The following is a 21,494-nucleotide window of genomic DNA, read 5'->3' on the forward strand; positions in this document are numbered from 1 at the left end:
CTGCGGAAAAATTCCACTTGACAATTTTGATGATGAGTATCATTAAAGATCTATGATGACGGTTGTCATTAAAAATTTGCGTGACCGCAGTTGGTTTCCTTTTGCGCGAAAGTCGGTGGTCGATGCGGAAGGGCAAGGATAATGGCGATGATGAGCGTGCCGGTACGAGCCGGGGTGTGGAGTAAACCATGAACGCGACGATAAGATACCTTCGGTCTGCCACCTGCTACGCCGAGGCGCCAAATCTCTGGGTCAATGTTGGGGAGACGCCTTTCGTCTATCGCGACCTCGGTCCCCAAGGCGGCGTGCCGGTCATTCTTCTCAACCATTGGGGCGCGGTGTTGGACAATTTCGATCCTCGGATTGTCGACGGTCTGGCCAGCAAGCATCACGTAATCGCGATCGATTACCGGGGGATCGGCGCCTCAGGCGGCACGGCCCCTGTGACCATCGACGAGATGGCGCGCGACGCGATCGCGTTGATCCGAGCGCTTGGGTTCAAACAAGTCGATCTGCTCGGTTTTTCCCTTGGGGGATTTGTCGCGCAGGACATCGTGCTGAAGGCGCCGGACCTTGTGCGGAAACTCATTTTGACTGGAACGGGCCCGGCCGGCGGAAAAGGGATAGAGAAGGTCGGAGCCGTGTCCTGGCCGCTGATGATCAAGGGTCTGCTGACGCTGCGCGACCCGAAAACCTATTTGTTTTTCACCTCCACCGCCAATGGTCGCCGAGCCGCGAAAGCCTTTCTCGATCGCCTGAAAGAGCGCAAGGCGGGAAGGGACAAGAGCCCGACGCCAAGGGCGTTTCTGCGGCAACTCAAGGCGATCAAGGCCTGGGGGCGGCAGGCGCCTCAGAATCTCGGCCGTATCACTATCCCGGTCCTGATCGCCAATGGCGACAGTGATATCATGGTCCCCACGGTCAACAGCGCCGATATGGCCAGGCGCATTCCGGGCGCGCAACTGGTTACCTATAACGACGCCGGACATGGCGGGATCTTCCAGAACCACGCCGATTTCGTGCCGAAGGCTTTGTCCTTCCTTGCAGCCTGACATCCCACCAGACTTCGAATTGGAGAAAGCCTCATGAAGGCATTCGTCGTTGATAAGTACAAAAAGAAGGGCGCTTTGCGCCTGGCCAGCCTGCCGGAACCGGAATTGCAGGACAATGATGTCCTTGTCCGGGTTCAGGCTACGGCCGTAAATCTGCTGGACTCCAAGCTGCGGGACGGAGAGTTCAAGCTCATTCTTCCCTATCGTCCGCCCTTCGTCCTCGGCCACGACGTTGCCGGAACAGTTGTTAGGGCGGGACCGAGGGTCAGGCGGCTCAAGGTGGGTGACGAGGTCTATGCACGGCCGCGCGATCATCGGGTCGGCACATTCGCCGAATTCATCGCCATCGATGAAGCCGATGTGGCGCTGAAACCAAACAACCTCAGCATGGCCGAAGCGGCGTCCATCCCCCTGGTGGGGCTAACCGCGTGGCAGGCGCTGGTCGAGGTGGGCAAGGTGAAGCCCGGCCAGAAGGTCTTCATTCAGGCCGGTTCCGGCGGTGTCGGGACTTTCGCCATTCAGCTCGCCAAACATCTTGGCGCGATGGTGGCGACGACGACCAGCGCTGGAAATGCCGAGCTCGCCAAAAGTCTCGGGGCGGATGTGATTGTCGACTACAAGAGCCAGGATTTTGAGAAGGTCTTGTCGGGCTATGATCTGGTGCTGAACAGTCAGGATCCGAAGACGCTTGAAAAATCGCTGGCTGTGCTGAAGCCGGGTGGCCGGCTCATCTCCATTTCCGGTCCGCCCGATCCTGCTTTCGCCAGGGAACTCGGCCTGAACCTGTTTCTGAAACTGGTGCTGCGCTTGCTGAGCCGAGGGGTTCGGAAAAAGGCCAAGCGTCTCGGCATAGGCTATTCATTCCTGTTCATGCGCGCCGAGGGGCGGCAGTTGAATGAGATCACGCGCCTGATCGAACAAGGTGTGATCCGGCCGGTCGTCGACAAGGTCTTCCCGTTTGAAAAAACCGGCGATGCGCTGGCTTATGTCGAGACTGGGCGTGCAAAGGGCAAGGTGGTCATCACGGTCGCAGACTGAGGTCGACCTGACCGACGCGGCGTGCGTTGCGAGACGAACGCGAGAAATAATTCCAACTCTGAAAGCGAAAAATGACCAGCAAGACACTCTTTGAACCCTTCGTACTCGGCTCTCTCACACTCTCCAACCGCATCGTCATGGCGCCATTGACGCGCAACAGAGCGGGTGCCGGGTTTGTGCCGGGCGATCTGATTGCCGAATATTATGCTCAACGGGCCTCGGCAGGCCTGATCATCTCGGAGGCGACCCAGATTTCGCAGCAGGGTCAAGGCTACCAGGACACGCCCGGCATATACACGCAGGCGCAGATCGACGGCTGGCGCAAGGTGACCGATGCGGTGCATGCCAAGGGCGGCCACATCTTTCTGCAGCTCTGGCATGTCGGTCGGGTATCGCATGTCGACCTACAGCCGAATGGGCAGCCCCCGGTGGCGCCTTCCGCGATCAAGGCCGAAACCAAGACCTTTGTTAACAACAGCTTCGTCGACGTGTCGGCACCTCGGGCGCTCGAATTGCATGAGATCTCCGGCATCGTCGAGGATTTCCGCCGGGCCGCCGCCAATGCCATTGCCGCCGGGTTCGATGGTGTCGAAATTCACGGCGCCAACGGCTACCTGCTCGACCAGTTCGCCAGGGACGGAGCCAACACCCGCACCGACGCCTATGGCGGCTCGATCGAAAACCGGGCCCGGCTGATGCTCGAGGTGACGGCGGCAGTCATTAAGGAAGTGGGGGCGAAGCGTACCGGAGTTCGGATTTCACCGGTGTCGCCGGCCAACGGAATATCAGCAACCGATCCGCAGGCGCAGTTCAACTACATCGTCGAGAAGCTCGACGAGATGGGCATTGCCTACCTCCATGTCGTCGAAGGTGCGACGGGCGGGCCGCGCGATGTTGCGCCCTTCGATTACGAGGCGCTTCGCCGCAGGTTCAGGAACACTTACATCGCCAATAACGGCTACGATCGGGAACTCGCGACGGCCAGGCTGGAGCAGGGGCTGGCGGACCTGTTTGCCTTCGGCAGGCCGTTCATCGCCAACCCAGATTTTGTCGAGCGTCTGAAAATCGGTGCATCACTGGCCAATCTCGATATGGCGACGCTCTATGGCGGCGGCGCGGCGGGCTATACGGACTATCCCGAAATGGCCGAACCGGTTAGCGCTTGACGGCATAGGGCCGCCTATACGGCGGCCCTATTATCTCGGGCCCGATTTTCGATGGCGTCGCGGCAATCCGCCCGGCAGGCGTCGAGCAGTTCGTCCGCCAGCGGGGAATCATCCGGGCAGGCCCTCGACAGCACGATCGCTCCGACAGCCTGAGCAAGGATGGTGATGGCCTGCGCGCGGTCTCCGGTGTCGGAAACGTGGTGTCGTGCAATGCCGTCCTCGATTGCGCGCACCAGTCTATCTATTCCCGCAGCAAAAACGGCCTTGGTTTCCTCAGGCTGCCGAGCTGCGTCGCAGCTCAGCGCTGCAGCGGTGCACCCCTGGCCGCGTCCATCCCGGTGTCCGCGCGCGAGATAAAGTTCCATGACGGCGAGCACGTCATAACCGGCATAGCGCTGCAAGGTCTCGTTCAAGCCATTCTCGGTCGACTCCGCGATCAAATCCTCCTTGGAGCGGAAGTGATTGTAGAAGCCGCCATGGGTGAGCCCCGCGCGCTCCATCAACTCCGCTACCCCGACGCCATCGAACCCGCGCTCGCGAAACAGCTCCGACGCCGTGGAGATAATCCGATCGTAGTTTTCCTGTTTCTTTTCCTTGGTGATCCGCACTTTACAGCCCTTTCGACCGCCATGCCCCAACTATGATGTCAGCTATCATTATAGCTTGACTTATTGATGATGTATATCATTAATAATTGCGACCGTCATAGGCTCGCGTCTTGTCGCAGGCGCTCGATCTCATCGCGCCGAGCCTCTCGTCGAGATTGAGGGTAGCCCTCTCGCAGGCAGGCGCCCTGGCTTTTGAGGTATTGTATTCGGGGTAAAAGGGAGGGATTGATGTTTGACGGCTTTGAAAGCGGACGCGTCACCGTCGGCGAGACCGAGATCGCTTATGTCGCTGCGGGTGAGGGAGAGCCGGTGCTGATGCTGCATGGCTTTCCGCAGACCAGGGCACTTTGGGCACGGATCGCACCGGAGCTGGTCGCGCTCGGATATCGGGTGATCTGTGCTGATCTGCGCGGCTATGGCGCCTCCAGCAAGCCACTGGCTCGAGCTGATCTGGCCAACTACAGTTTCCGCGCAATGGCAGCCGATCAGCTTGGTTTGATGAAAGCGCTTGGACACGCGCGATTTCATCTCGTCGGTCACGACCGTGGAGCTCGGGTCGCGTATAGGCTGGCCCTTGATCATCCTGCGGCTGTGGCCAGCGTCACTCTGATGGATATCGTGCCGACTGCCATCATGTTAACCGACCTGCGCAGAGACGTCGCTCAAAGCTACTGGCATTGGTTCTTCCTCGCGCAACCTGCACCATTCCCGGAGCGAATGATCGAAGCGAATCCCGATTTCTTTTATGAAGCCTGCCTCTTCGGATGGGGCGCGGCGGGTCCGCAGGATTTCGATGCTGAACAGCTCGCTGCTTATCGGGCCTCATGGCATGATGCCGAAGCGATTGCCGGTGGCTGCAACGATTACCGAGCGGCGCTGGCCGTCGATCTCGCCGACGATCTGGCGGAGCAGGGGAGACGCATATCTACGCCCGCTTTGATTCTGTACGGCGCCTCTGGCGCAATGGCCAAACTCTATGATCTCCCAGCCACTTGGGCGGATCGCTGCACGACCATCAATGCCCGAGCTGTGCCAGGCGGGCATTTTTTCCCAGACTCCGCGCCGGTCGAGGTTTCAAAACACCTGGCTGCGTTTTTCAGTCGTCATCTTTTTGCTCATGGATGACTCCCCCGACGCGCAGTCGGGCGCTCAGGGCCGCAGCAGCTGGATTATGTTGGCGTAGAGCCTGGGCTCTGCGGTCTGATCACCGCATGGGCGGCCTTCACCCGGCCGTAGAAATCCGGGCCGAGCACCGGCACCACCTGCCGGTGGGGCACAGCAGTCGATCATTTCCCCATGCACCGGGTCGAGCTTGTCGCACTCGGCCTTGACGGTCGAGCGGAAGATTGCTTCGGGGAGGGCGCGCCGTGTTCTTTGAGGCGAAACCGAAATCCCTTATCTCAATTGTCGCGGCGACTGGTTGAATTTTTGGCGGAAAGCGGTTGCGAAATGTGCCGCATCCGAAAAGCCGGTCTCGAAGGCGATCTGCGTCATCGAGAGCGTGCTGTTTTCTACCAGAAAGCGGGCGTAACGCAGGCGGGTCTCGATGATGAACCGCTTCGGAGTCATGCCGATGCCTTGCTGGAACAGGCGCCCGAACTGACGCGGCGACAGCCCGATCATGCTGGCCGCCTGCTCGGGTGATACGTCACGGCCCTTGCGGCTCTCGATCAAAACGACCGCGCGCTGAATGCGGGAATCCTCGACATGTCGAAAGCTGGAAACCCGGCCTTGGTCGAAAGCGCTCAGGCCCTTGTGCTCGGTCAGAGACAGCTGGTGAACTGCCTTGGCCGCCCGGTCGGGACCGCAATGGGTGCCGATGAGTTCAGTCATCAGCGACAGGATCGAGACGCCGCCGGGAACGGTGATGCGGCCGTTCTCGATCAGGAAGTCGTCGCGCGTCGAGAATGCCTGGCGCGGAAAGGCGATCTTGAAATCCTCGGCATGGAAGGGATGAACGGAGGCTTTGCGCCCGGTCAGCAGACCTTCTTGGGCGAGTACGAAGACGCCGGTGCAGACACCGATCACCGGGACTCCAGCGGATGCGGCGACCCGCAGGTAGTCGCGATGCTTGCTGGGTGCCGCGCGCAGATGCGGCAGGAGGCCGCCGATGACGGCGATATAGTCGAAGTCCGTCGGGTTGATATAGGGCGCATCTGCCTGCACGCGGATGCCGCAGCTCGCCACCGCGGCGTGGCCCGGCGCTCCCATGATCGACCAGCGGCAATGCAGAGGCCGGGAGTTGTCGGCGAAATCGGCCGCATGCCGCAAGGGCTCGACGATCCCGGTCAGCGACATCATCGGGAAGCTCGGCCAGAGCAGAATGCCGATGGAGAGATCGGCTTTGCGGTCTCGGGCGGCCAAAAGCCGTTCGGCCCACAAACCATCGAGCCAGCGGACATAGTCCGGCTCGATGGCAGGTGCATCTGAAAGGTTGGCGTCTGCGTTCATGGCGGCCGACCTTACGTCAGCCATGTCGCTATTTCAAAGAAAATGTCCGATTTCTAAAATTCAGCGCCGCCTTTCGGTGGCAAGCTCTCCCTCGTCGAACTCGACATCCGGCGACAAGACCCACCGGACCGGGGAACCAAAAACAAATCAAGGATCAGAACAATGGCACTTTCTCTTTCGAGAAGGGTGGTGATGTGCGCGCTGCTGGCAGGCAGCTTCATGGCATCGGCACCGCTCGCAAACGCATTCGAACTTGCCGAGCAGGGCAAGCTGACGGTCGCCTTTACGGGAGACATGCCGGGCTCCGGCTGGCAGGACGGCAAGCTGATCGGTTACGATGGCGAGATCATGCAGCGCATCGCCGACAAGCTCGGCCTCAAGATACAACCGGCGCTGATGGAATGGTCGGGCACGATCGCCTCCGTGCAATCCGGTCGCGTCGACGTGATGCTGGGCACGATGGGCTGGACCGAGAAACGTACGAAGATCATGACGTTGTCCGAGCCGATCCATTATTTCAAGAACGGCATCATGCAGTCGAACAAGACCAACTGGGACAAGCTTTCCGACCTGGAAGGCAAGAAGGTCGGCACGATCACCGGCTTCTCCTTCGTCCCGGAACTGAAGACGATCAAGGGCATTGACCTCTCGCTCTACGACACCTCCGACGCTGCCGTGCGCGATCTCATCGCCGGGCGTATCGATGCCGTCATCGGCGACCCGCCGGTGGTTTCCTACGCCATCAAGCAGAACTCGGATTGGAACATGCACTTCCTGGCCTTCACGGATAACAGCCCGGATTTCCCGCTGCTCACCGGGCTCGGTCAGGTCGTCTACGGTCTCAACCAGAAGAACGACGATCTGCGCCAGAAGATGGACGCGATCATCGCCGATATGTGGAAGAGCTGTGAGATGAAAGAGATCGGCGCCCGCTACGGATTGTCCGCCGATGTCTGGTTCAAGCCGGTGGGTGCAAACTTCCGTGCCGGCGTCGACCGCCCCGGCGATTACAAGCTTCCCTCCTGCGCAGCCGGCGGCTGACCGGGCTGACGGATGAAGGCTGCGGCAAGCGGCTTTCATCCGACCTCTTCGCCAAGACACAACAGCACAAGGAAACGGCGATGAATGCGCTTTTGAGCGTGGCGGGCCTGCGCAAGAGTTATGGCCCGGTCGAAGTCCTGAAGGGGATCGATTTTACCGTCGCACCCGGCGAGAAGATTGCCCTGATCGGCCCCTCGGGCTCCGGGAAATCTACCTGTCTGCGCTGCATGAATTTTTTGGAGAAACCGAGTGCCGGTGAGATTAGCCTCGATGGCGAGCGGATCGGCGTTCGCAACGGCCAGGTGATGAGAGACCGGCAGCTTGCGCCACAGCGCGCCGAGATGGGCATGGTCTTCCAGCTCTTCAATCTCTGGCCGCATCTCTCGGTGACGGAAAACGTTGCGATCGCCGCACGCAAGGTCCGCGGCCTGTCTGCCGCCGAGGCACGCGAATTGGCCCTGGAGATGCTGGCGAAAGTGCACATGACGCATCGCGCCGATGCCTCACCGCTGGAGCTGTCCGGCGGCCAGCAGCAGCGTGTGGCGATCGCCCGGGCGCTCGCCCAGAAGCCGAAACTCATGCTTTTCGACGAACCGACCTCCGCTCTTGATCCCGAATTGGTCCACGAAGTTCTGAAAGTGATGGAAGAGCTCGCCGCCGAAGGACGCACGATGCTGATCGTCACGCACGAGATTGCCTTTGCCCGCGACATCGCGGATCGGGTGCTGTTCCTCGACGGCGGAAAGATCGTCGAGGCCGGACCGGCGCGCCAGGTTATTACCGCGCCGCGCGAGGCACGCACGCAAGCCTTTCTCAACAAGATCCGGCACTAGGCGCCATGAGCGGATTTTCGCTATTCTTCTCTGTCGTCCAGGGGCTTGCCGCCGGGCTTGGGGTAACCGTCCTGGTGACGCTGGCCTCGCTGGCTTTTGCAACCGGCATCGGCTTTCTTCTTGCTCTCGTCAGGCAATTCACAGCGATCAGGGTCGTCAATCTGGCGATCGATGCCTATTGCGAAATCCTCTGCAACGTGCCGGCCCTGACGCATCTGTTCATCCTCTATTTCGGGCTTGCCAGCATTGGCGTCAGGCTGACGTCAATCACCGCCGCCATTTTGGGTCTCGGGTTGATCGGCGCAGCCATTACCTCATCGATCTTCCGCGCCGGTTTCGCCTCTTTGCCAAAAGGCCAGGCGGAGGCGTCGCTTGCTGCAGGTCTGACGCCGCTCCAGACGATTTTCGAAATCTTGACGCCGCAGGCCATGCGGATCGCGCTACCGGCGCTCGGGAATTACGCGGTGCAGCTCCTCAAGGACACCTCCGTCGTCTCGGCCATCGCAGCGCCTGAAATCATGTTCTTCGCCCGCTCCATGGTCACCTCGTCCTTCCAGACTACGATGATCTACGCGACGGCGGCGGCACTCTATCTGCTGCTGAGCCTGCCATTGATGCAGGCGACGAAATTCCTCGAAAGGCGTTACGGGAGACTGAAAGGATGAGCGGGTTTTTCGCACCCTACCGCGACTATGGTGGCGAATGGCTGCCCTTGTTGTTGCGAGCAATGGTAAATACGGCAGTGCTTTCCGTGTGCGCCTTTGCTCTGGCGCTCGTGCTCGGTCTGTTGCTTTCGCTCTGCCAGAGATCAGGCTTAGCGGCGCTACGCCATTTCGCGGCCCTTTATGTAACGGTCGTGCGCGGCGTGCCGCTGCTCGCGGTGCTGTTTCTGCTTTACTTCGGCCTGCCGGGCATTGGGATCGTCTTCGATGCTTTCGGCGCGGCGATCGCAGGTTTGGCGCTGTGTTTTGCGGCTCAGATCGCCGAACTCTTCCGGGCCGGACTGAAGGCGATCCCGGCGGGGCAGGGCGAGGCGGCCCTGGCCGTCGGTCTCACGCCGGTTCAGAGCTTCCGGCTGATCATCTTTCCGCAGGTCGTCCGCGTCATCCTGGCCCCGATGATCGTCACCTTTGTCGCGCTTCTCAAAGATTCCTCGCTCGCATCGCTGATCACCGTCAACGAACTGGTTCTAACCGGCCGGGCGATGGCGACAGAGTATTTCCTGCCGCTGCAGATCTATGTGGCGGTCGGCCTCTGCTACTTCGCGATCGCCTGGCCGTTTTCGGTCGTCTCCCGCCGGCTTGCCATGCCCGCCCGCTAATTCATCACAAGGTTCAGATCATGACCACCGATATGACCGTTGCCGCGGTCACTGCGTTTCCCGCCGCATCCGCACGCAAGGCCCGCCCCCTCATTCTCATAACGCCCGATCTCGGCGAGACGCCGCAACAGCCGACCGAGTGCGAATATGTGGTGCGCTCGAACTATGCCGAAGCAATCACCAGCGCCGGCGGGGTCCCGCTGATCCTGCCCTATGACGCCGAAAACATCGAGGCGGCGCTGGCGTTTGCCGATGGTATCGTTCTGACCGGCTCCCGGCCGGGTGCCGAAGTGGCCGATCGGCGCCGCGACTTCGAGCGTCAGCTGGTGGCCAAGGCGCTGACGAGAGGCAAGCCGCTCCTCGGTATCTGCCATGGCATGCAGCTGATCGGCGAGTGCCTTGGCGGCGAGTTCCTCAGCGAGCTTCCGGCGACCGGCATTTCGCACATCCCGCAGGACCTGCCCGATGAACTGGCGCACGAGATCATCGTCGAGCCGGGCAGCCTGCTTGCCGGCTGGGTCGGGACAGGGCCGACCCGGGTCAACAGCCTGCACCGCCATGCGCTGTCCGGTCACGGGCGCTTTCGTGTCATCGCGCGGGCACCCGATGGGATCATCGAGGCATTCGAGGGCGAGACCGAGGCATTTTGCCTGGGCGTCCAGTGGCATCCGGAATACCGTCTGACGGCCCTCGATCTCGAAATTCTCAAGGCTTTTGTCGCGCGCAGCGCCGAAGCCGGGGAAAGCAGAAGGGCTGAGCCCGGCATGAGCGGAAGCGATGCCGTGCACCGGCGCCTTGCCGCCCTCGGCCTCACTTTGCCGGAAGCCGCAATGCCGCCTGGGGCTTTCGCCGGCGCTGTGCGAACCGGCAATATCGTCACCGTGTCCGGTCAGGTGCCGGTGGCCGGTGGAGCCGTTTGGCGCACCGGTCGGCTCGGGGCGGATATCTCGATCGAGGAGGGCCGCGAATGCGCGCGGATCTGCCTTCTCAACGTGCTTGCTCAGCTCGAGCGCGCCAGCGGTGGGTTCGACAAGGTGCACGGCTTCGTGCGGCTTGCCGGCTATGTTGCCGCAACGGATGATTTTACCCGCCACGGGGCGGTCGCCGACGGCGCGTCCGAACTGCTGCGCGATCTCTTTCCGGATCGGTGGGAGCATGCCCGCATTGCGATCGGCGTGTCATCCCTTCCGCGGGGCGTTCCGGTCGAAATCGAGCTGACCGCGCTTGTGGGAAACGAGGTGTGACATGGCGCGCATCGCGGTCATCGGCGCCGGCGTGATCGGCGTTTCCTCGGCCTATCTTCTGGCCAAGGCAGGGCACGATGTGACGCTTATCGATGCAGCAGCCGAACCCGGCAGCGGCGCCAGCGCCGGCAACGCCGCACAGCTCTCCTGGGCCTATGGCGATGCGATGGCATCTCCCGGACTGCTCCGGCATTTGCCGGCCATTGCGCTGGGCCGCGATCCGGCGTTCCGGATTCGCTGGCAGCTCGACCCGGATTTTTTTCTCTGGGGGCTGCGCTTCCTCGCCAACGCACCATTTTCGCGATGGTGGAGCAATACCCGGGCCATTCTGGAACTCGCCGGAGAGTCGCGCCGCGAACTCGCATTGCTGCTGGCGGAAACCGGTCTTTCCTTCGACTACCGGCTTGCGGGAAAGCTGCATCTCTACCCGGATCAGCGCAGCTTTGCCGCGGCCCAGTCGGCCGTCTCGCGGAAAAATGCACTCGGATTCGAGCAGCACATGCTGTCGCGCGCAGAAGCCCAGGAAATCGAGCCTGCTCTTGCCGGTTACCAAGGCGAAATCGCCGGTGCGGTCTACACGCCGGGTGATGCGCTCGGCGATGCAGCCGGTTTTTGCCGTCAGTTGACACACCATATTGCACAGCACTACCGGGTGTCGCTGCTCTTCGGCCGGAAAGTGGCGGGCTTCTCGCGAGAGGCGGACAGGCTTGCAGCCGTGAGGTTCAACGACCGGGAGGAACTCGCGGTCGATGCTGCCGTCGTCGCTGCGGGCGCACAGGTCCGTCTGCTTGCTGCGGAGCTGCCGGAGGTTCGCCCGGTGCGTCCGGTGAGAGGCTATTCGCTGACCGTGCCGCGGACCGCTGCCGCACCCGCCATCAGTCTCACCGACGTCAAACGCAAGCTGGCTTTTGCATCGATCGGGGATCGTTTCCGCGTCGCCGGTCTTGCCGATATCGACCGCCCGGGCGCGGGCTTCGACCCAGCACGATTCGAAGCGCTGCGCAGCGCAGCCGCCGGTGTCCTGCCGCATCTCTTCGATAGCAGCGTCGCTCTGATGCGTTGGTCGGGCGAGCGGCCGATGACCCCGTCATCCCGCCCGATCATCGGCCCCTCCGAGCATCTGAAAGGTGTTTACATCAACACCGGCCACGGAATGCTCGGCTGGACCCTGGCATTGGGCTCGGCCCGAAAAATGGTTGACCTGATCGCCACACAGACGAGATGACGACCAGACGATCGCTAGTAAACGAACGGATCTACCCCGGCCGCCGACTGCGCGCCTGGTTCTTTCGGATAGATCACCCCCTTGCGTAGGATGATATTGGCGTAGAGCCTCGGCTCTGCGGTCTGGATCACCGCATGGGCGGCCTTCACCCGACCGTAGAAATCCGGGCCGAGCAGCGGCACCACCTGCCGGTGCGGCTCGTGGCGGGCGCAGCAGTCGATCATCTCCTCATGCACCGGGTCGAGTTTGTCGCGCTCGGCCTTGACGGTCGAGCGGAAGATCGCCTCGGGCACGAAATCGTCGATCGGCATCACGCTGAGCACGGCGTTGAGCACCGGCACGAGGTGGTGGCCGTCGAGCCGGATCAGCCGGCGCGCATGTTCGACGCCCGGATAATTGCCGTCGACGATGGCGATCTCGTCGCCGTGGCCCATGGCCCGAAGCGTAAAAAGCAGCTCCGGGCTCAACAGCGGATCAAGTCCTTTCAGCATGGTCTACCTCCTTGAAGAGTACGTTCTGGTCGGTGAGGTAACGCGCAAAGATCGGCAGGCTGGCGCCGCCGATGGCGCGTGCCTGGGCGCCGACTGCGCCCTCGATGATTTCGGGCATGACGACGCCCTGCAGGTCGAGTTTGGCGGCTTCGTCGATGGTGGCCTGCACCACGCGGCTGCGCACCCACTGGGGAAAACCGCCGTCGATGACGGCGGCGCTGAAATCGACGATCGAGGCGGCGGCGACGATCGCCTGCGCCAGCGCCTTGGCGCTGTCCTGGATCCAGGTCTCCATCGGCTCGCCGAAATCCACCCAGTCGTCGGCCGAATACCACAGCGGTTCGGGATCGATGCCGCGCTCGCGCAGCATGTTTTCGAGCACGAAGATCGAGGCGATTTCAAGCAGCTGCATCGTCTCGCCGCTCTTTCCGCGCACCGGCAGCGGCCCGATTGCGCCGGCCGTGCCGGTGCGGCCGGAAAAGATCGCCGAATTGAGCACGATGCCGCCGCCGATGAAGGAGCCGATGAAGAAATAGACGAAATCCGGGTAGGACGGCCCGACGCCGAACACCAGTTCGGCCCCGCAGGCGCTGGTCGCATCGTTCTGCATGAAGACCGGATGGGAGACGCGCGCGGCGATGTCGGCTTGCAGGTCGACATCGCGCCAGACCTCCATGGCTCCAGGCGGCGCGCCCACTTCTTCGGCCCAGTTCCAGAGCTCGAAGGGGGCGGCAATGCCGAGCCCGGCAATGCGGCTGCGCTGCTTGTCGTCGAGCCGGTCTTCGAGCTCCTGGATGCCCGAAGTGACGAAGGCGAGGATTTCTTCCGGCAGCGGATAGGCATAGGTGCGGTGCAGCTGCATGCGGATGCGGCCGACGAAATCCATCAGCACCAGATCGGCGCTGCGCCGGCCCATCTTCAGGCCGAAGGAATAGACGGCGTCGGCATTGAGATGCATCGGGATCGACGGCTGTCCCACACGGCCGCGCACCGGCGCCCCGCGTGACAGCAGCCCTTCCTTCTCCAGCACCCGCATGATCACCGAGACGGTCTGCGCCGACAGCCCGCTGCGGCGCGCGATATCGGCCTTCGACAGCGCACCGTAGAGACGCACCAGCGACAGCACGAGCCGTTCGTTATAGGCCCGGACCCTGACCTGGTTCGCACCGCCGGCCGGATTTAGAATTGGCGGCGGGACCGGCGTGTGTTCCGGTCCATCCAAAGACGACATGGCCGCTCCTCCCGATTGTTGGCCTATGCCCTAATTCGATCGAGCATGCCACATCGAATTAATAATTCAATTGGATTTATTTATTGACAAGCCGATTTCTTTTCGCTCTTAATTGCCCTCGTCAAGGGCACGGGACGGCTTTGGAAGCTTAACAATCCACGGCGAAGTGTCATATCTTAAAATTCCGGCCCGCACGGGCGGTGCCGGCAAACTCTGGGAGGAGTTCCATGAAGAAATCAGTTCTCGCTTTCGGCGCGCTCGCGCTTGGTGTCGCCTTTTCCGCTCCGGCGATGGCGGCGGATGTTTCCGCCTGCCTGATCACCAAGACCGACACCAACCCCTTCTTCGTCAAGATGAAGGAAGGTGCGACGGCCAAGGCCAAGGAACTCGGCGTCTCGCTGAAGTCCTATGCCGGCAAGATCGACGGTGACAGCGAAAGCCAGGTTGCCGCGATCGAAAGCTGCATCGCCGACGGCGCCAAGGGCATTCTGCTCACGGCTTCGGACACCAAGGGCATCGTGCCTGCGGTCAAGAAGGCCCGCGACGCCGGCCTGCTGGTCATCGCTCTCGACACGCCGCTCGAGCCGGCCGATGCTGCCGACGCCACCTTCGCCACCGACAACCTGCTCGCCGGCAAGCTGATCGGCCAGTGGGCCAAGGAAACCATGGGCGACAAGGCCAAGGACGCCAAGGTCGGCTTCCTCGACCTGACCCCGTCGCAGCCGACCGTCGACGTTCTCCGTGACCAGGGCTTCATGATGGGCTTCGGCATCGACCCGAAGAACCCGGACAAGATCGGCGACGAAGACGACAAGCGCATCGTCGGTCACGACGTGACCAACGGCAATGAAGAAGGCGGCCGCAAGGCCATGGAAAACCTTCTGCAGAAGGATCCGGGCATCAACGTCATCCACACGATCAACGAGCCGGCCGCTGTCGGCGCCTATCAGGCGCTGAAGGCCGTCGGCATGGAAAAGAACGTGCTGATCGTCTCGGTCGACGGCGGTTGCCCGGGTGTGAAGTCGGTCAAGGAAGGCGTCATCGGTGCCACCTCGCAGCAATATCCGCTGCTGATGGCGTCGCTCGGTATCGAGGCGATCAAGAAGTTCGCCGATAGCGGCGAAAAGCCGAAGCCGACCGAAGGCAAGTCCTTCTTCGACACCGGCGTCTCGCTCGTCACCGACAAGCCGGTTTCCGGCGTCAAGTCGATCGACACCAAGGAAGGCACGGACAAGTGCTGGGGCTGAGCCCAATCTCTTGAAACTAGAGCGGCCGGGGCTTGATCCCCGGCCGTTTTCGACGGACGATGTACCGTCGCCCCACGAACCGGCTCAGAATAGACCGGAAGGATATCGGTGACGGCCCCCGTGCGAGTTCGGCGCACGGATGCGGAGGAGGAACCATGACCGGAACTCAGGAATTCGAACGTGTCCTCGACGGCAGCGACAAGAACGTCGCCTCCTTCGAGCACCAGGATGTCTCGCTGATCAAGCGCGCCCAGCATTTTCTGCACTCGACGCCGGCCGCCGTGCCGCTGATCGTGCTGGTGCTGGCGATCATCATTTTCGGGGCCACCATCGGCGGACGGTTCTTCTCGTCCTATACGCTGACGCTGATCCTGCAGCAGATCGCCATCGTCGGCATTCTCGGCGCCGCCCAGACGCTGGTCATCCTGACCGCCGGCATCGATCTTTCGATCGGCGTCATCATGGTGATCTCGGCTGTCATCATGGGCAATGTCGCCATCACCTACGGCATACCGACGCCGATCGCCGTTATCGGCGGCCTCCTCGTCGGCGGCCTTTGCGGCTTGCTGAACGGCTTCCTCGTTGCCTACATGAAACTGCCGCCCTTCATCGTCACGCTCGGCACCTGGAATATCGTCATGGCGACGAATTTCATCTATTCCGCCAACGAGACGATCCGCGACACCGATGTCGACGAACAGGCGCCGCTGCTGCATCTGTTCGCCTTGAGTTTCAAGGCAGGCACTGCCGTGCTCACCCTCGGCGTCATCGCCATGGTGCTGCTCGTCCTGGTGCTCTGGTATGTGCTCAATCACACCGCTTGGGGCCGGCATGTCTATGCGGTCGGCGACGATCCTGAGGCGGCCAAGCTCTCCGGCATCCAGACCAAGAAGGTGCTGCTCACCGTCTACACCATCTCGGGCGTCATCGCCGCCTTCGCCGCCTGGGTCTCGATCGGCCGCAACGGCTCGATCTCGCCCTCCTCGGCGGTCACCGACTATAACCTGCAGGCGATCACCGCGACGGTGATCGGCGGCATCTCGCTCTTCGGCGGCCGCGGTTCCATTCTCGGCACGCTGTTCGGCGCGATGATCGTCGGCGTCGTCTCGATGGGCCTCAATATGCTCGGCGCCGACCCGCAATGGAAAGTCCTTTTGACCGGCGTGCTGATCATTGCCGCCGTCGCCATCGACCAGTGGATCAGAAAGGTTTCGGTGTAATCATGGCTCGCGAACCCCTTCTCACTGCCCCCCTTCTCACTGCCCGGGGTCTCGTCAAGCGCTACGGCCGCGTGACCGCCCTCGACAATGCCGATTTCGACCTCTACCCCGGCGAAATCCTCGCCGTCATCGGCGATAACGGCGCCGGCAAGTCCTCGCTGATCAAGGCGATTTCAGGCGCCGTTACCCCCGACGAGGGGGTGATCACCCTCGAAGGCAAGCAGGTGCAGTTCCGCTCGCCGATGGAAGCGCGCGATGCCGGCATCGAAACCGTCTATCAGAACCTGGCTCTGTCGCCGGCGCTGTCGATCGCCGACAACATGTTCCTCGGCCGCGAGATCCGCAAACCGGGCATGCTCGGCTCGATGTTCCGCATGCTCGACCGGCCGGCCATGGAAAAGCTGGCGCGCAACAAGCTGTCTGAACTCGGCCTGATGACCATTCAGAACATCAACCAGGCGGTGGAAACCCTCTCCGGCGGTCAGCGCCAGGGTGTCGCGGTCGCCCGCGCCGCCGCCTTCGGCTCCAAGGTCATCATCATGGACGAACCGACGGCAGCCCTCGGCGTCAAGGAAAGTCGCCGCGTCCTGGAACTGATCCTCGACGTCAGAGCCCGCGGCCTGCCGATCGTGCTGATCTCGCACAACATGCCGCATGTCTTCGAGGTGGCCGACCGGATCCATATCCACCGCCTCGGCCGTCGCCTGACGGTGATCGATCCCAAGGAATACACCATGTCCGACGCCGTCGCCTTCATGACAGGCGCGAAGGCAGTGCCGACGGAGCCCGTTGCGGCATGACGGTCAGCACCGAGGAAATCGCCGGCGAGGTCATCAACCGCGCCGGTGATTCCAGACGCTTCCTCATCGGCATTGCCGGCCCGCCGGGTTCCGGCAAGTCGACCATGGCCGACAATCTGGCGGCGGCGTTGAAGGCCAGAGGCGAAAGCGCCGCGGTCCTGCCGATGGACGGCTTCCACATGGACAACGCCATCCTGATCGAACGCGGGCTCTTGGCCCGCAAGGGCATTCCCGAAACCTTCGATGTCCGGGGCTTCCTCGATATTGTCCGTGCCGTCAGGCCGGCCGATCAGGAAGTTCTCGTGCCGGTCTTCGACCGCTCCCGGGAACTCGCCATCGCATCGGCCCGGCCGATCGATCCGAAGGACCGTTTCATCATCGTCGAGGGCAACTATCTGCTCTTCACAGAGGGAAAATGGGCTGAACTCGACGGGATCTTCGATTACACCATCATGCTGGCGCCGCCGATGGAGGTGCTCGAGGAGCGGCTCTGGGCGCGCTGGCGCGGTTATAATCTGAGCGAGGAGGCCGCCAGCGCCAAGGTCTACGGCAACGACCTGCCGAACGGCCGGCTAATCCTCGAAAACCGCCGTCCGGCCGATGTGACGCTGGAGATCGCGCTGGCGTAAGGCCGCGACGATTGTCTTAATATGACGGATGGTGGTATCAGGCCGCAGACGCATCGCTTCGGAGGCCTGCCATGCAATCGATCACCATCCGCCGCCCTGACGACTGGCACCTGCATCTGCGCGATGGCGCCATGCTGGAAGGCGTGATCGCCGATACGAGCCGCACCTTCGCCCGCGCCATCATCATGCCCAATCTCGTGCCGCCCGTCGTCACCACGTCGGATGCGACGGCCTATCGCGAGCGCATCCTGAAGGCGCTGCCGGCCGGCCATGGTTTCCAGCCGCTGATGACGCTTTATCTCACCGAGCATACTAGCCCTGACGATGTCGAGGCCGGCGCCAGGAGCGGCCTCATCACCGCCGTCAAGCTTTATCCGGCCGGCGCCACCACCAATTCGCATGGCGGTGTGCGCGACATGGAAAAGGCGATGCCGGTGCTGGAGCGCATGGCTGCGATTGGCTTGCCGCTCTGCGTCCATGGCGAAGTGACGACACCTGAGGTCGATATCTTCGATCGCGAAGCCGTCTTCATCGACACCGTGCTCGATCCGCTGCGCCGGCGCCTGCCGGAGCTGAAGGTGACGATGGAGCATGTGACGACATCGGATGGTATCGACTACATCAAGGCGGCCAAGGCCAATCTTGCCGGCTCGATCACCACCCATCATCTGATCATCAACCGCAACGCCATCCTCGTCGGCGGCATTCGCCCGCATTATTATTGCCTGCCGGTCGCCAAGCGCGAGAACCATCGGCTTGCGCTGCGCGCCGCCGCCGTGAGCGGTGACGCCCGCTTCTTCCTCGGCACCGATTCCGCCCCGCATGTCGACCCGCTGAAGGAATGCGCCTGCGGCTGCGCCGGCATCTACACCTCGATCAACACGATGAGCTGCCTTGCCCATGTCTTCGAGGAGGAGGGTGCGCTGGACAGGCTTGAAGCCTTCACCTCGCTCAACGGACCGGCCTGGTACGGGCTTCAGCCGAACGAGGAACGCATCACCTTGTCCAAGCAGGCCGAGCCGGTCGTTTTTCCCGCCAAGATAGAAACCGGCGCCGGTTCGGTGACGGTGTTCGATCCGATGTATCCGCTGCATTGGCACGTTGTGGCGTAGGTGCTGCGGCCCCGTTATCAATTTTAAATAGAATATTCATTAAAGTTGTGCGCCGACGTTAGGCGCATAACATTTTCATTGTGCAATGCATCATTTGTTAACGGATGCATAAGACATTTCTCACGCGGACATAGGCTGCCGATCATCCGGCGGGAAAACACCTGCGGAGACTGAAAAGCATGATGCTTGACTATAACTCCCTCTTGCTGGCGCTCGGCGTGTCGACAGCATGCCTTGCCGTGACCTTGATGGGCGGCTGGCTCGTCCGCCGGGCCGAAACCGTGCTGCTCACCGCCACCGTCGGCCTGGTCTTCGTCGTCAGCGGCATTTTTGTCTACAGCGGCTATGTGGACAGGCCGGAGATAGGGTTCGGCATTGCCAATTTCGTGCTGTTCCATGCCGGTTTCGCCACCATCTGGGGTGCCGGCCGACAGTTTCTCACCGGCCGCCTGCCATTGCCGGGCATTGCGATCCGCGCCTTGGCGGCGATGACCTTCTCCATCGTGCCGCTGTTATCGGGTTATGACGGCCTGGCCTTCATATCGGACAATCTTGCCATCGCCCTGCTGCTCTTTGCCACCGCCCGGCAATATTGGCTTGCTCGCGCCGAGGCGCCGGCGCCGATCCTCGGCATCACGGCGCTCTATACGCTGACGGGGATCTCCTTCGTGCTTTGCGCCGCCGTGCTGATCTCCGACGGCAAGCTGGTGCTCGGCAAGGCGCCAAGCAACTGGGCCGAGGATCTGAGCCTTGCCGTCTGCATCGCCGGCATGACCGGGATCGGCGCCCTGTCGCTGGCGCTGCATCAGTGGCGGCTTGCCGCCCGCCATCGGCTCGAGGCGATCACCGATCCGCTGACCGGGCTGCTCAACCGCCGCGCCCTGTTCGATCAATACGGCACGCGTCCGATGGGCTCGACCACCGCCGTCATCGTCTTCGATATCGACCACTTCAAATCGGTCAACGACCGCTTCGGCCATGCGAGCGGCGACCGGGTGATCAAGGCCTTCGCCGGCGAACTCGCCGCCCATTGCCGCGCCGGTGACATCGCCGCACGGTTGGGCGGTGAGGAGTTCGCGCTGGTGCTGAAGGAAACCATGCCCGGCCGGGCAGAGCTGGCGGCCGAGCGCATCCGCAGGGCTTTCGAAGCGCGCGAGATTGAGATCGACGACGAGGTGCTGACATGCACCGTCAGCGTCGGCGTTGCGCCCGGGCGCGCCAAGAGCCTGGATTTCGACGCCATGCTGAGTGCCGCCGACAAGGCGCTCTATGCCGCCAAGCGGGGCGGCCGCAACCGCGTCGAGCTTGCCGGCCACCTGCAGGCGGTTCCGGTCGAGGCGTCGCGCACGGCGTCTTGATTCCTGACCGCTCCCCTCATAATATCGCCCTCGGCCGGATGCGGCCAGCCGCCCCGCGACGCTTCGGCGTTATGGTGAATGCATCCAAACCATCCTTCACATCCCTTGCCGTTTGGCGATCGATGGCGAACGGGTCAGCAGACGCGGGCACTGATCGTCCTGTTTGCCGCCGACGGAAGGATGACATATGCGCGATTTTCGCGATGCCAAACTCATGGCAAAGACCTTGCGGCAGGCGCTTGCCGACCGCGACATTTCGCTGACCCACAGCGAGACCCTCGAAATCGTCGCCCGCCAGTTCGGGCTCGAGCAATGGAATATCCTCTCGGCCAAGATCGATGCGGCGGGTGCGCCCCGCTCCGCGATCGGCATCGAGCCGCCGATGCCGATCTTCCGCATCTTCTCGGTGGAAAAGGCCATGGAATTCTATTGTGACTTCTTGGGCTTTCATCTCGACTGGGAGCATCGCTTCGGCGAAAATTTCCCGCTCTATTGCCAGGTCTCGCGCGACGGCATGGCGCTGCACTTGAGCGAGCATTCCGGCGACGCCAGCCCCGGCGCCAAGGCCTTCGTCCGCGTCGCCAATGTGCGCGCCTACCACGCCGAACTCGCCGGCAAGGACTATCGCTACATGAAGCCCGGCGTGGAGGAAGCCCCCTGGGGCCTGGAGATGACCGTCATCGACCCCTTCAGCAACCGCATCGTTTTTTGCGAGCAGAGATAGGCGGGGCGCTGTAGCAATGTACGGTGGCTGCCCCTCACCCTAACCCTCTCCCCGTAAACGGGGCGAGAGGACGTGCCACGCGAGACGTTGGCGAGGGACGGAGACGTTGCGGCTATCCGCCTTCGCCCCGCGAGCGGGGAGAAGGTGCCGGCAGGCGGATGAGGGGCAGCCACCGGCACCGCTTTCTCAAACCATCATCAGCGCCCTGACGAAGGCGACCGAGGCGAGCAGCGAGGCCACGGTCCGCACATGGTTCCACCACGTCCAGTCCCTGACATAGGCCGTCCAGAGCTCGACTGCCTGCGCCCCGCCGCCGGTTGCCTTTTCCAGCGCATCGTTCATCGGCACGTTGAAGACGATGGTCGAGAGGAAGGAGGCGACGATATAGAGGGCCGCACCCGCCAGCATCAGCGCGGATGCGCCGCCGCGCCAGTTCATCAGCGCCAGCACCGCGATGACGAGGCAGAGGATGGCCGTCGGCACGAAGAGCGCCATGAACGGCGAGCGGACGATCGTGACGTTGATCGAGTTCATCGCCGCAATGCCTTGCTCGGCCGGGATGCGCGAGAAGGCGGTCATGATGAAGGTCGAGAAGGCGAAGAAGATGCCGGCGACGAGGCCGCTGCCGATGGCCGCGGCGACGAGCGAGAGGATGAGGACGAACTGCATGTCGAAGCTCCTTCCAAGCGTGGAAAACAAGAGA

General features: G+C 62.3%; 22 protein-coding genes and 1 pseudogene. 17 read left to right on the forward strand and 6 right to left on the reverse strand.

Going from position 1 to position 21,494, the window contains the following annotated elements; genetic code table 11:
• Nucleotides 1-188: 188 nt before the first annotated feature.
• From FHX14_RS07915 to FHX14_RS07925, 3 genes are all read left to right on the forward strand, one after another.
• The gene (locus FHX14_RS07915; RefSeq protein WP_183693978.1) at nt 189-1,052 is read left to right on the forward strand and encodes an alpha/beta hydrolase; all 864 of its coding nucleotides are present in this window, start codon (nt 189-191) and stop codon (nt 1,050-1,052) included.
• A gap of 33 nt (nt 1,053-1,085) precedes the next feature.
• A complete protein-coding gene (locus tag FHX14_RS07920; RefSeq protein ID WP_003588859.1) occupies nt 1,086-2,090 on the forward strand; it encodes an NADP-dependent oxidoreductase in 1,005 nt (334 codons plus the stop codon).
• Between the two features lie 71 nt (nt 2,091-2,161).
• Nucleotides 2,162-3,256, forward strand: coding sequence for an alkene reductase (locus FHX14_RS07925; RefSeq protein WP_184376779.1), 1,095 nt, complete (start codon nt 2,162-2,164; stop codon nt 3,254-3,256).
• Nucleotides 3,257-3,270: 14 nt separating this feature from the next.
• Here FHX14_RS07925 and FHX14_RS07930 read toward each other — a convergent pair whose 3' ends face one another.
• Nucleotides 3,271-3,864, reverse strand: a complete 594-nt coding sequence (locus FHX14_RS07930; RefSeq protein WP_184376780.1) for a TetR/AcrR family transcriptional regulator — start codon at nt 3,862-3,864, stop codon at nt 3,271-3,273.
• 228 nt (nt 3,865-4,092) lie between these two features.
• On the opposite strand from FHX14_RS07930, the gene FHX14_RS07935 reads away from it, so the two are divergent.
• On the forward strand, nt 4,093-4,989 hold the full coding sequence (locus FHX14_RS07935) for an alpha/beta hydrolase (protein WP_184376781.1): 897 nt from the start codon (nt 4,093-4,095) through the stop codon (nt 4,987-4,989).
• Between the two features lie 24 nt (nt 4,990-5,013).
• On the opposite strand, the pseudogene FHX14_RS07940 reads toward FHX14_RS07935, so the two are convergent.
• Nucleotides 5,014-5,223 (reverse strand): annotated as a pseudogene (locus FHX14_RS07940) (transporter); the annotation flags it as partial.
• Nucleotides 5,224-5,259: 36 nt separating this feature from the next.
• A complete protein-coding gene (locus tag FHX14_RS07945) occupies nt 5,260-6,315 on the reverse strand; it encodes a helix-turn-helix domain-containing protein (protein ID WP_054182251.1) in 1,056 nt (351 codons plus the stop codon).
• Nucleotides 6,316-6,477: 162 nt separating this feature from the next.
• Between FHX14_RS07945 and FHX14_RS07950 the strand changes: the two genes are divergently transcribed.
• The 6 genes from FHX14_RS07950 to FHX14_RS07975 all read left to right on the forward strand — a co-directional run bounded on the left by FHX14_RS07950 (nt 6,478) and on the right by FHX14_RS07975 (nt 11,979).
• Nucleotides 6,478-7,356 carry an ABC transporter substrate-binding protein gene (locus tag FHX14_RS07950; RefSeq protein WP_012556454.1) on the forward strand — a complete coding sequence of 293 codons (879 nt, stop codon included), beginning with the start codon at nt 6,478-6,480 and terminating at the stop codon, nt 7,354-7,356.
• Between the two features lie 80 nt (nt 7,357-7,436).
• Entirely contained in the window at nt 7,437-8,189 is a 753-nt protein-coding gene (locus FHX14_RS07955) for an amino acid ABC transporter ATP-binding protein (RefSeq protein WP_179612616.1), read from the forward strand.
• Nucleotides 8,190-8,194: 5 nt separating this feature from the next.
• Nucleotides 8,195-8,854 carry an amino acid ABC transporter permease gene (locus tag FHX14_RS07960; RefSeq protein WP_184376782.1) on the forward strand — a complete coding sequence of 220 codons (660 nt, stop codon included), beginning with the start codon at nt 8,195-8,197 and terminating at the stop codon, nt 8,852-8,854.
• Entirely contained in the window at nt 8,851-9,510 is a 660-nt protein-coding gene (locus FHX14_RS07965) for an amino acid ABC transporter permease (protein WP_184376783.1), read from the forward strand. Before FHX14_RS07960 ends, FHX14_RS07965 begins: the two co-directional genes overlap by 4 nt.
• 20 nt (nt 9,511-9,530) lie before the next feature.
• A complete protein-coding gene (locus FHX14_RS07970) occupies nt 9,531-10,754 on the forward strand; it encodes an Atu1372/SO_1960 family protein (RefSeq protein ID WP_184376784.1) in 1,224 nt (407 codons plus the stop codon).
• A gap of 1 nt (nt 10,755) precedes the next feature.
• The gene (locus FHX14_RS07975; protein ID WP_184376785.1) at nt 10,756-11,979 is read left to right on the forward strand and encodes an FAD-dependent oxidoreductase; all 1,224 of its coding nucleotides are present in this window, start codon (nt 10,756-10,758) and stop codon (nt 11,977-11,979) included.
• 14 nt (nt 11,980-11,993) lie between these two features.
• Here the strand turns inward: FHX14_RS07975 and FHX14_RS07980 are convergent, their stop codons facing one another.
• On the reverse strand, nt 11,994-12,470 hold the full coding sequence (locus FHX14_RS07980) for an RbsD/FucU domain-containing protein (RefSeq protein ID WP_054182250.1): 477 nt from the start codon (nt 12,468-12,470) through the stop codon (nt 11,994-11,996).
• A complete protein-coding gene (locus tag FHX14_RS07985) occupies nt 12,454-13,701 on the reverse strand; it encodes an ROK family transcriptional regulator (protein WP_179612613.1) in 1,248 nt (415 codons plus the stop codon). The genes FHX14_RS07980 and FHX14_RS07985 overlap by 17 nt, the downstream gene beginning before the upstream one ends.
• 227 nt (nt 13,702-13,928) lie before the next feature.
• On the opposite strand from FHX14_RS07985, the gene FHX14_RS07990 reads away from it, so the two are divergent.
• The 7 genes from FHX14_RS07990 to FHX14_RS08020 all read left to right on the forward strand — a co-directional run bounded on the left by FHX14_RS07990 (nt 13,929) and on the right by FHX14_RS08020 (nt 20,791).
• Entirely contained in the window at nt 13,929-14,948 is a 1,020-nt protein-coding gene (locus tag FHX14_RS07990) for a sugar ABC transporter substrate-binding protein (protein WP_003570686.1), read from the forward strand.
• A gap of 155 nt (nt 14,949-15,103) precedes the next feature.
• Nucleotides 15,104-16,168: an ABC transporter permease gene (locus FHX14_RS07995; protein ID WP_184376786.1), complete on the forward strand. Its 1,065-nt coding sequence runs from the start codon at nt 15,104-15,106 to the stop codon at nt 16,166-16,168.
• Nucleotides 16,169-16,170: 2 nt separating this feature from the next.
• Nucleotides 16,171-16,968, forward strand: coding sequence for an ATP-binding cassette domain-containing protein (locus FHX14_RS08000; protein ID WP_184376787.1), 798 nt, complete (start codon nt 16,171-16,173; stop codon nt 16,966-16,968).
• Nucleotides 16,965-17,597 (forward strand): nucleoside triphosphate hydrolase, encoded by a 633-nt coding sequence (locus FHX14_RS08005; RefSeq protein ID WP_012556463.1) that lies wholly within the window; start codon nt 16,965-16,967, stop codon nt 17,595-17,597. The genes FHX14_RS08000 and FHX14_RS08005 overlap by 4 nt, the downstream gene beginning before the upstream one ends.
• 71 nt (nt 17,598-17,668) lie before the next feature.
• Nucleotides 17,669-18,709, forward strand: a complete 1,041-nt coding sequence (pyrC, locus tag FHX14_RS08010) for a dihydroorotase (RefSeq protein WP_184376788.1) — start codon at nt 17,669-17,671, stop codon at nt 18,707-18,709.
• 179 nt (nt 18,710-18,888) lie between these two features.
• Entirely contained in the window at nt 18,889-20,067 is a 1,179-nt protein-coding gene (locus tag FHX14_RS08015) for a GGDEF domain-containing protein (RefSeq protein ID WP_184376789.1), read from the forward strand.
• A 187-nt stretch (nt 20,068-20,254) separates the two neighbouring features.
• The gene (locus tag FHX14_RS08020; protein ID WP_184376790.1) at nt 20,255-20,791 is read left to right on the forward strand and encodes a glyoxalase superfamily protein; all 537 of its coding nucleotides are present in this window, start codon (nt 20,255-20,257) and stop codon (nt 20,789-20,791) included.
• A gap of 186 nt (nt 20,792-20,977) precedes the next feature.
• On the opposite strand, the gene FHX14_RS08025 is transcribed toward FHX14_RS08020, so the two are convergent.
• Nucleotides 20,978-21,460 (reverse strand): anthrone oxygenase family protein, encoded by a 483-nt coding sequence (locus FHX14_RS08025; RefSeq protein WP_184376791.1) that lies wholly within the window; start codon nt 21,458-21,460, stop codon nt 20,978-20,980.
• Nucleotides 21,461-21,494 lie beyond the last annotated feature (34 nt).

Source organism: Rhizobium sp. BK619 (assembly GCF_014195245.1).
GTDB classification, from domain to species: Bacteria; Pseudomonadota; Alphaproteobacteria; order Rhizobiales; family Rhizobiaceae; genus Rhizobium; species Rhizobium acidisoli.

Excerpts from the sequence above, each read along its gene's own strand:
- FHX14_RS07970 (WP_184376784.1), top strand. The coding sequence starts at position 9,531 with ATGACCACCGATATGACCGTTGCCGCGGTCACTGCGTTTCCCGCCGCA.
- FHX14_RS07920 (WP_003588859.1), top strand. The coding sequence starts at position 1,086 with ATGAAGGCATTCGTCGTTGATAAGTACAAAAAGAAGGGCGCTTTGCGC.
- FHX14_RS07925 (WP_184376779.1), top strand. The coding sequence starts at position 2,162 with ATGACCAGCAAGACACTCTTTGAACCCTTCGTACTCGGCTCTCTCACA.
- FHX14_RS08020 (WP_184376790.1), top strand. The coding sequence starts at position 20,255 with ATGCGCGATTTTCGCGATGCCAAACTCATGGCAAAGACCTTGCGGCAG.
- FHX14_RS07980 (WP_054182250.1), bottom strand. The coding sequence starts at position 12,470 with ATGCTGAAAGGACTTGATCCGCTGTTGAGCCCGGAGCTGCTTTTTACG.
- FHX14_RS07985 (WP_179612613.1), bottom strand. The coding sequence starts at position 13,701 with ATGTCGTCTTTGGATGGACCGGAACACACGCCGGTCCCGCCGCCAATT.
- FHX14_RS07990 (WP_003570686.1), top strand. The coding sequence starts at position 13,929 with ATGAAGAAATCAGTTCTCGCTTTCGGCGCGCTCGCGCTTGGTGTCGCC.
- FHX14_RS08015 (WP_184376789.1), top strand. The coding sequence starts at position 18,889 with ATGATGCTTGACTATAACTCCCTCTTGCTGGCGCTCGGCGTGTCGACA.
- FHX14_RS07965 (WP_184376783.1), top strand. The coding sequence starts at position 8,851 with ATGAGCGGGTTTTTCGCACCCTACCGCGACTATGGTGGCGAATGGCTG.
- FHX14_RS07955 (WP_179612616.1), top strand. The coding sequence starts at position 7,437 with ATGAATGCGCTTTTGAGCGTGGCGGGCCTGCGCAAGAGTTATGGCCCG.
- pyrC (WP_184376788.1), top strand. The coding sequence starts at position 17,669 with ATGCAATCGATCACCATCCGCCGCCCTGACGACTGGCACCTGCATCTG.
- FHX14_RS07975 (WP_184376785.1), top strand. The coding sequence starts at position 10,756 with ATGGCGCGCATCGCGGTCATCGGCGCCGGCGTGATCGGCGTTTCCTCG.
- FHX14_RS08005 (WP_012556463.1), top strand. The coding sequence starts at position 16,965 with ATGACGGTCAGCACCGAGGAAATCGCCGGCGAGGTCATCAACCGCGCC.
- FHX14_RS07915 (WP_183693978.1), top strand. The coding sequence starts at position 189 with ATGAACGCGACGATAAGATACCTTCGGTCTGCCACCTGCTACGCCGAG.
- FHX14_RS07995 (WP_184376786.1), top strand. The coding sequence starts at position 15,104 with ATGACCGGAACTCAGGAATTCGAACGTGTCCTCGACGGCAGCGACAAG.
- FHX14_RS08000 (WP_184376787.1), top strand. The coding sequence starts at position 16,171 with ATGGCTCGCGAACCCCTTCTCACTGCCCCCCTTCTCACTGCCCGGGGT.
- FHX14_RS07945 (WP_054182251.1), bottom strand. The coding sequence starts at position 6,315 with ATGAACGCAGACGCCAACCTTTCAGATGCACCTGCCATCGAGCCGGAC.
- FHX14_RS07950 (WP_012556454.1), top strand. The coding sequence starts at position 6,478 with ATGGCACTTTCTCTTTCGAGAAGGGTGGTGATGTGCGCGCTGCTGGCA.
- FHX14_RS07960 (WP_184376782.1), top strand. The coding sequence starts at position 8,195 with ATGAGCGGATTTTCGCTATTCTTCTCTGTCGTCCAGGGGCTTGCCGCC.
- FHX14_RS08025 (WP_184376791.1), bottom strand. The coding sequence starts at position 21,460 with ATGCAGTTCGTCCTCATCCTCTCGCTCGTCGCCGCGGCCATCGGCAGC.
- FHX14_RS07935 (WP_184376781.1), top strand. The coding sequence starts at position 4,093 with ATGTTTGACGGCTTTGAAAGCGGACGCGTCACCGTCGGCGAGACCGAG.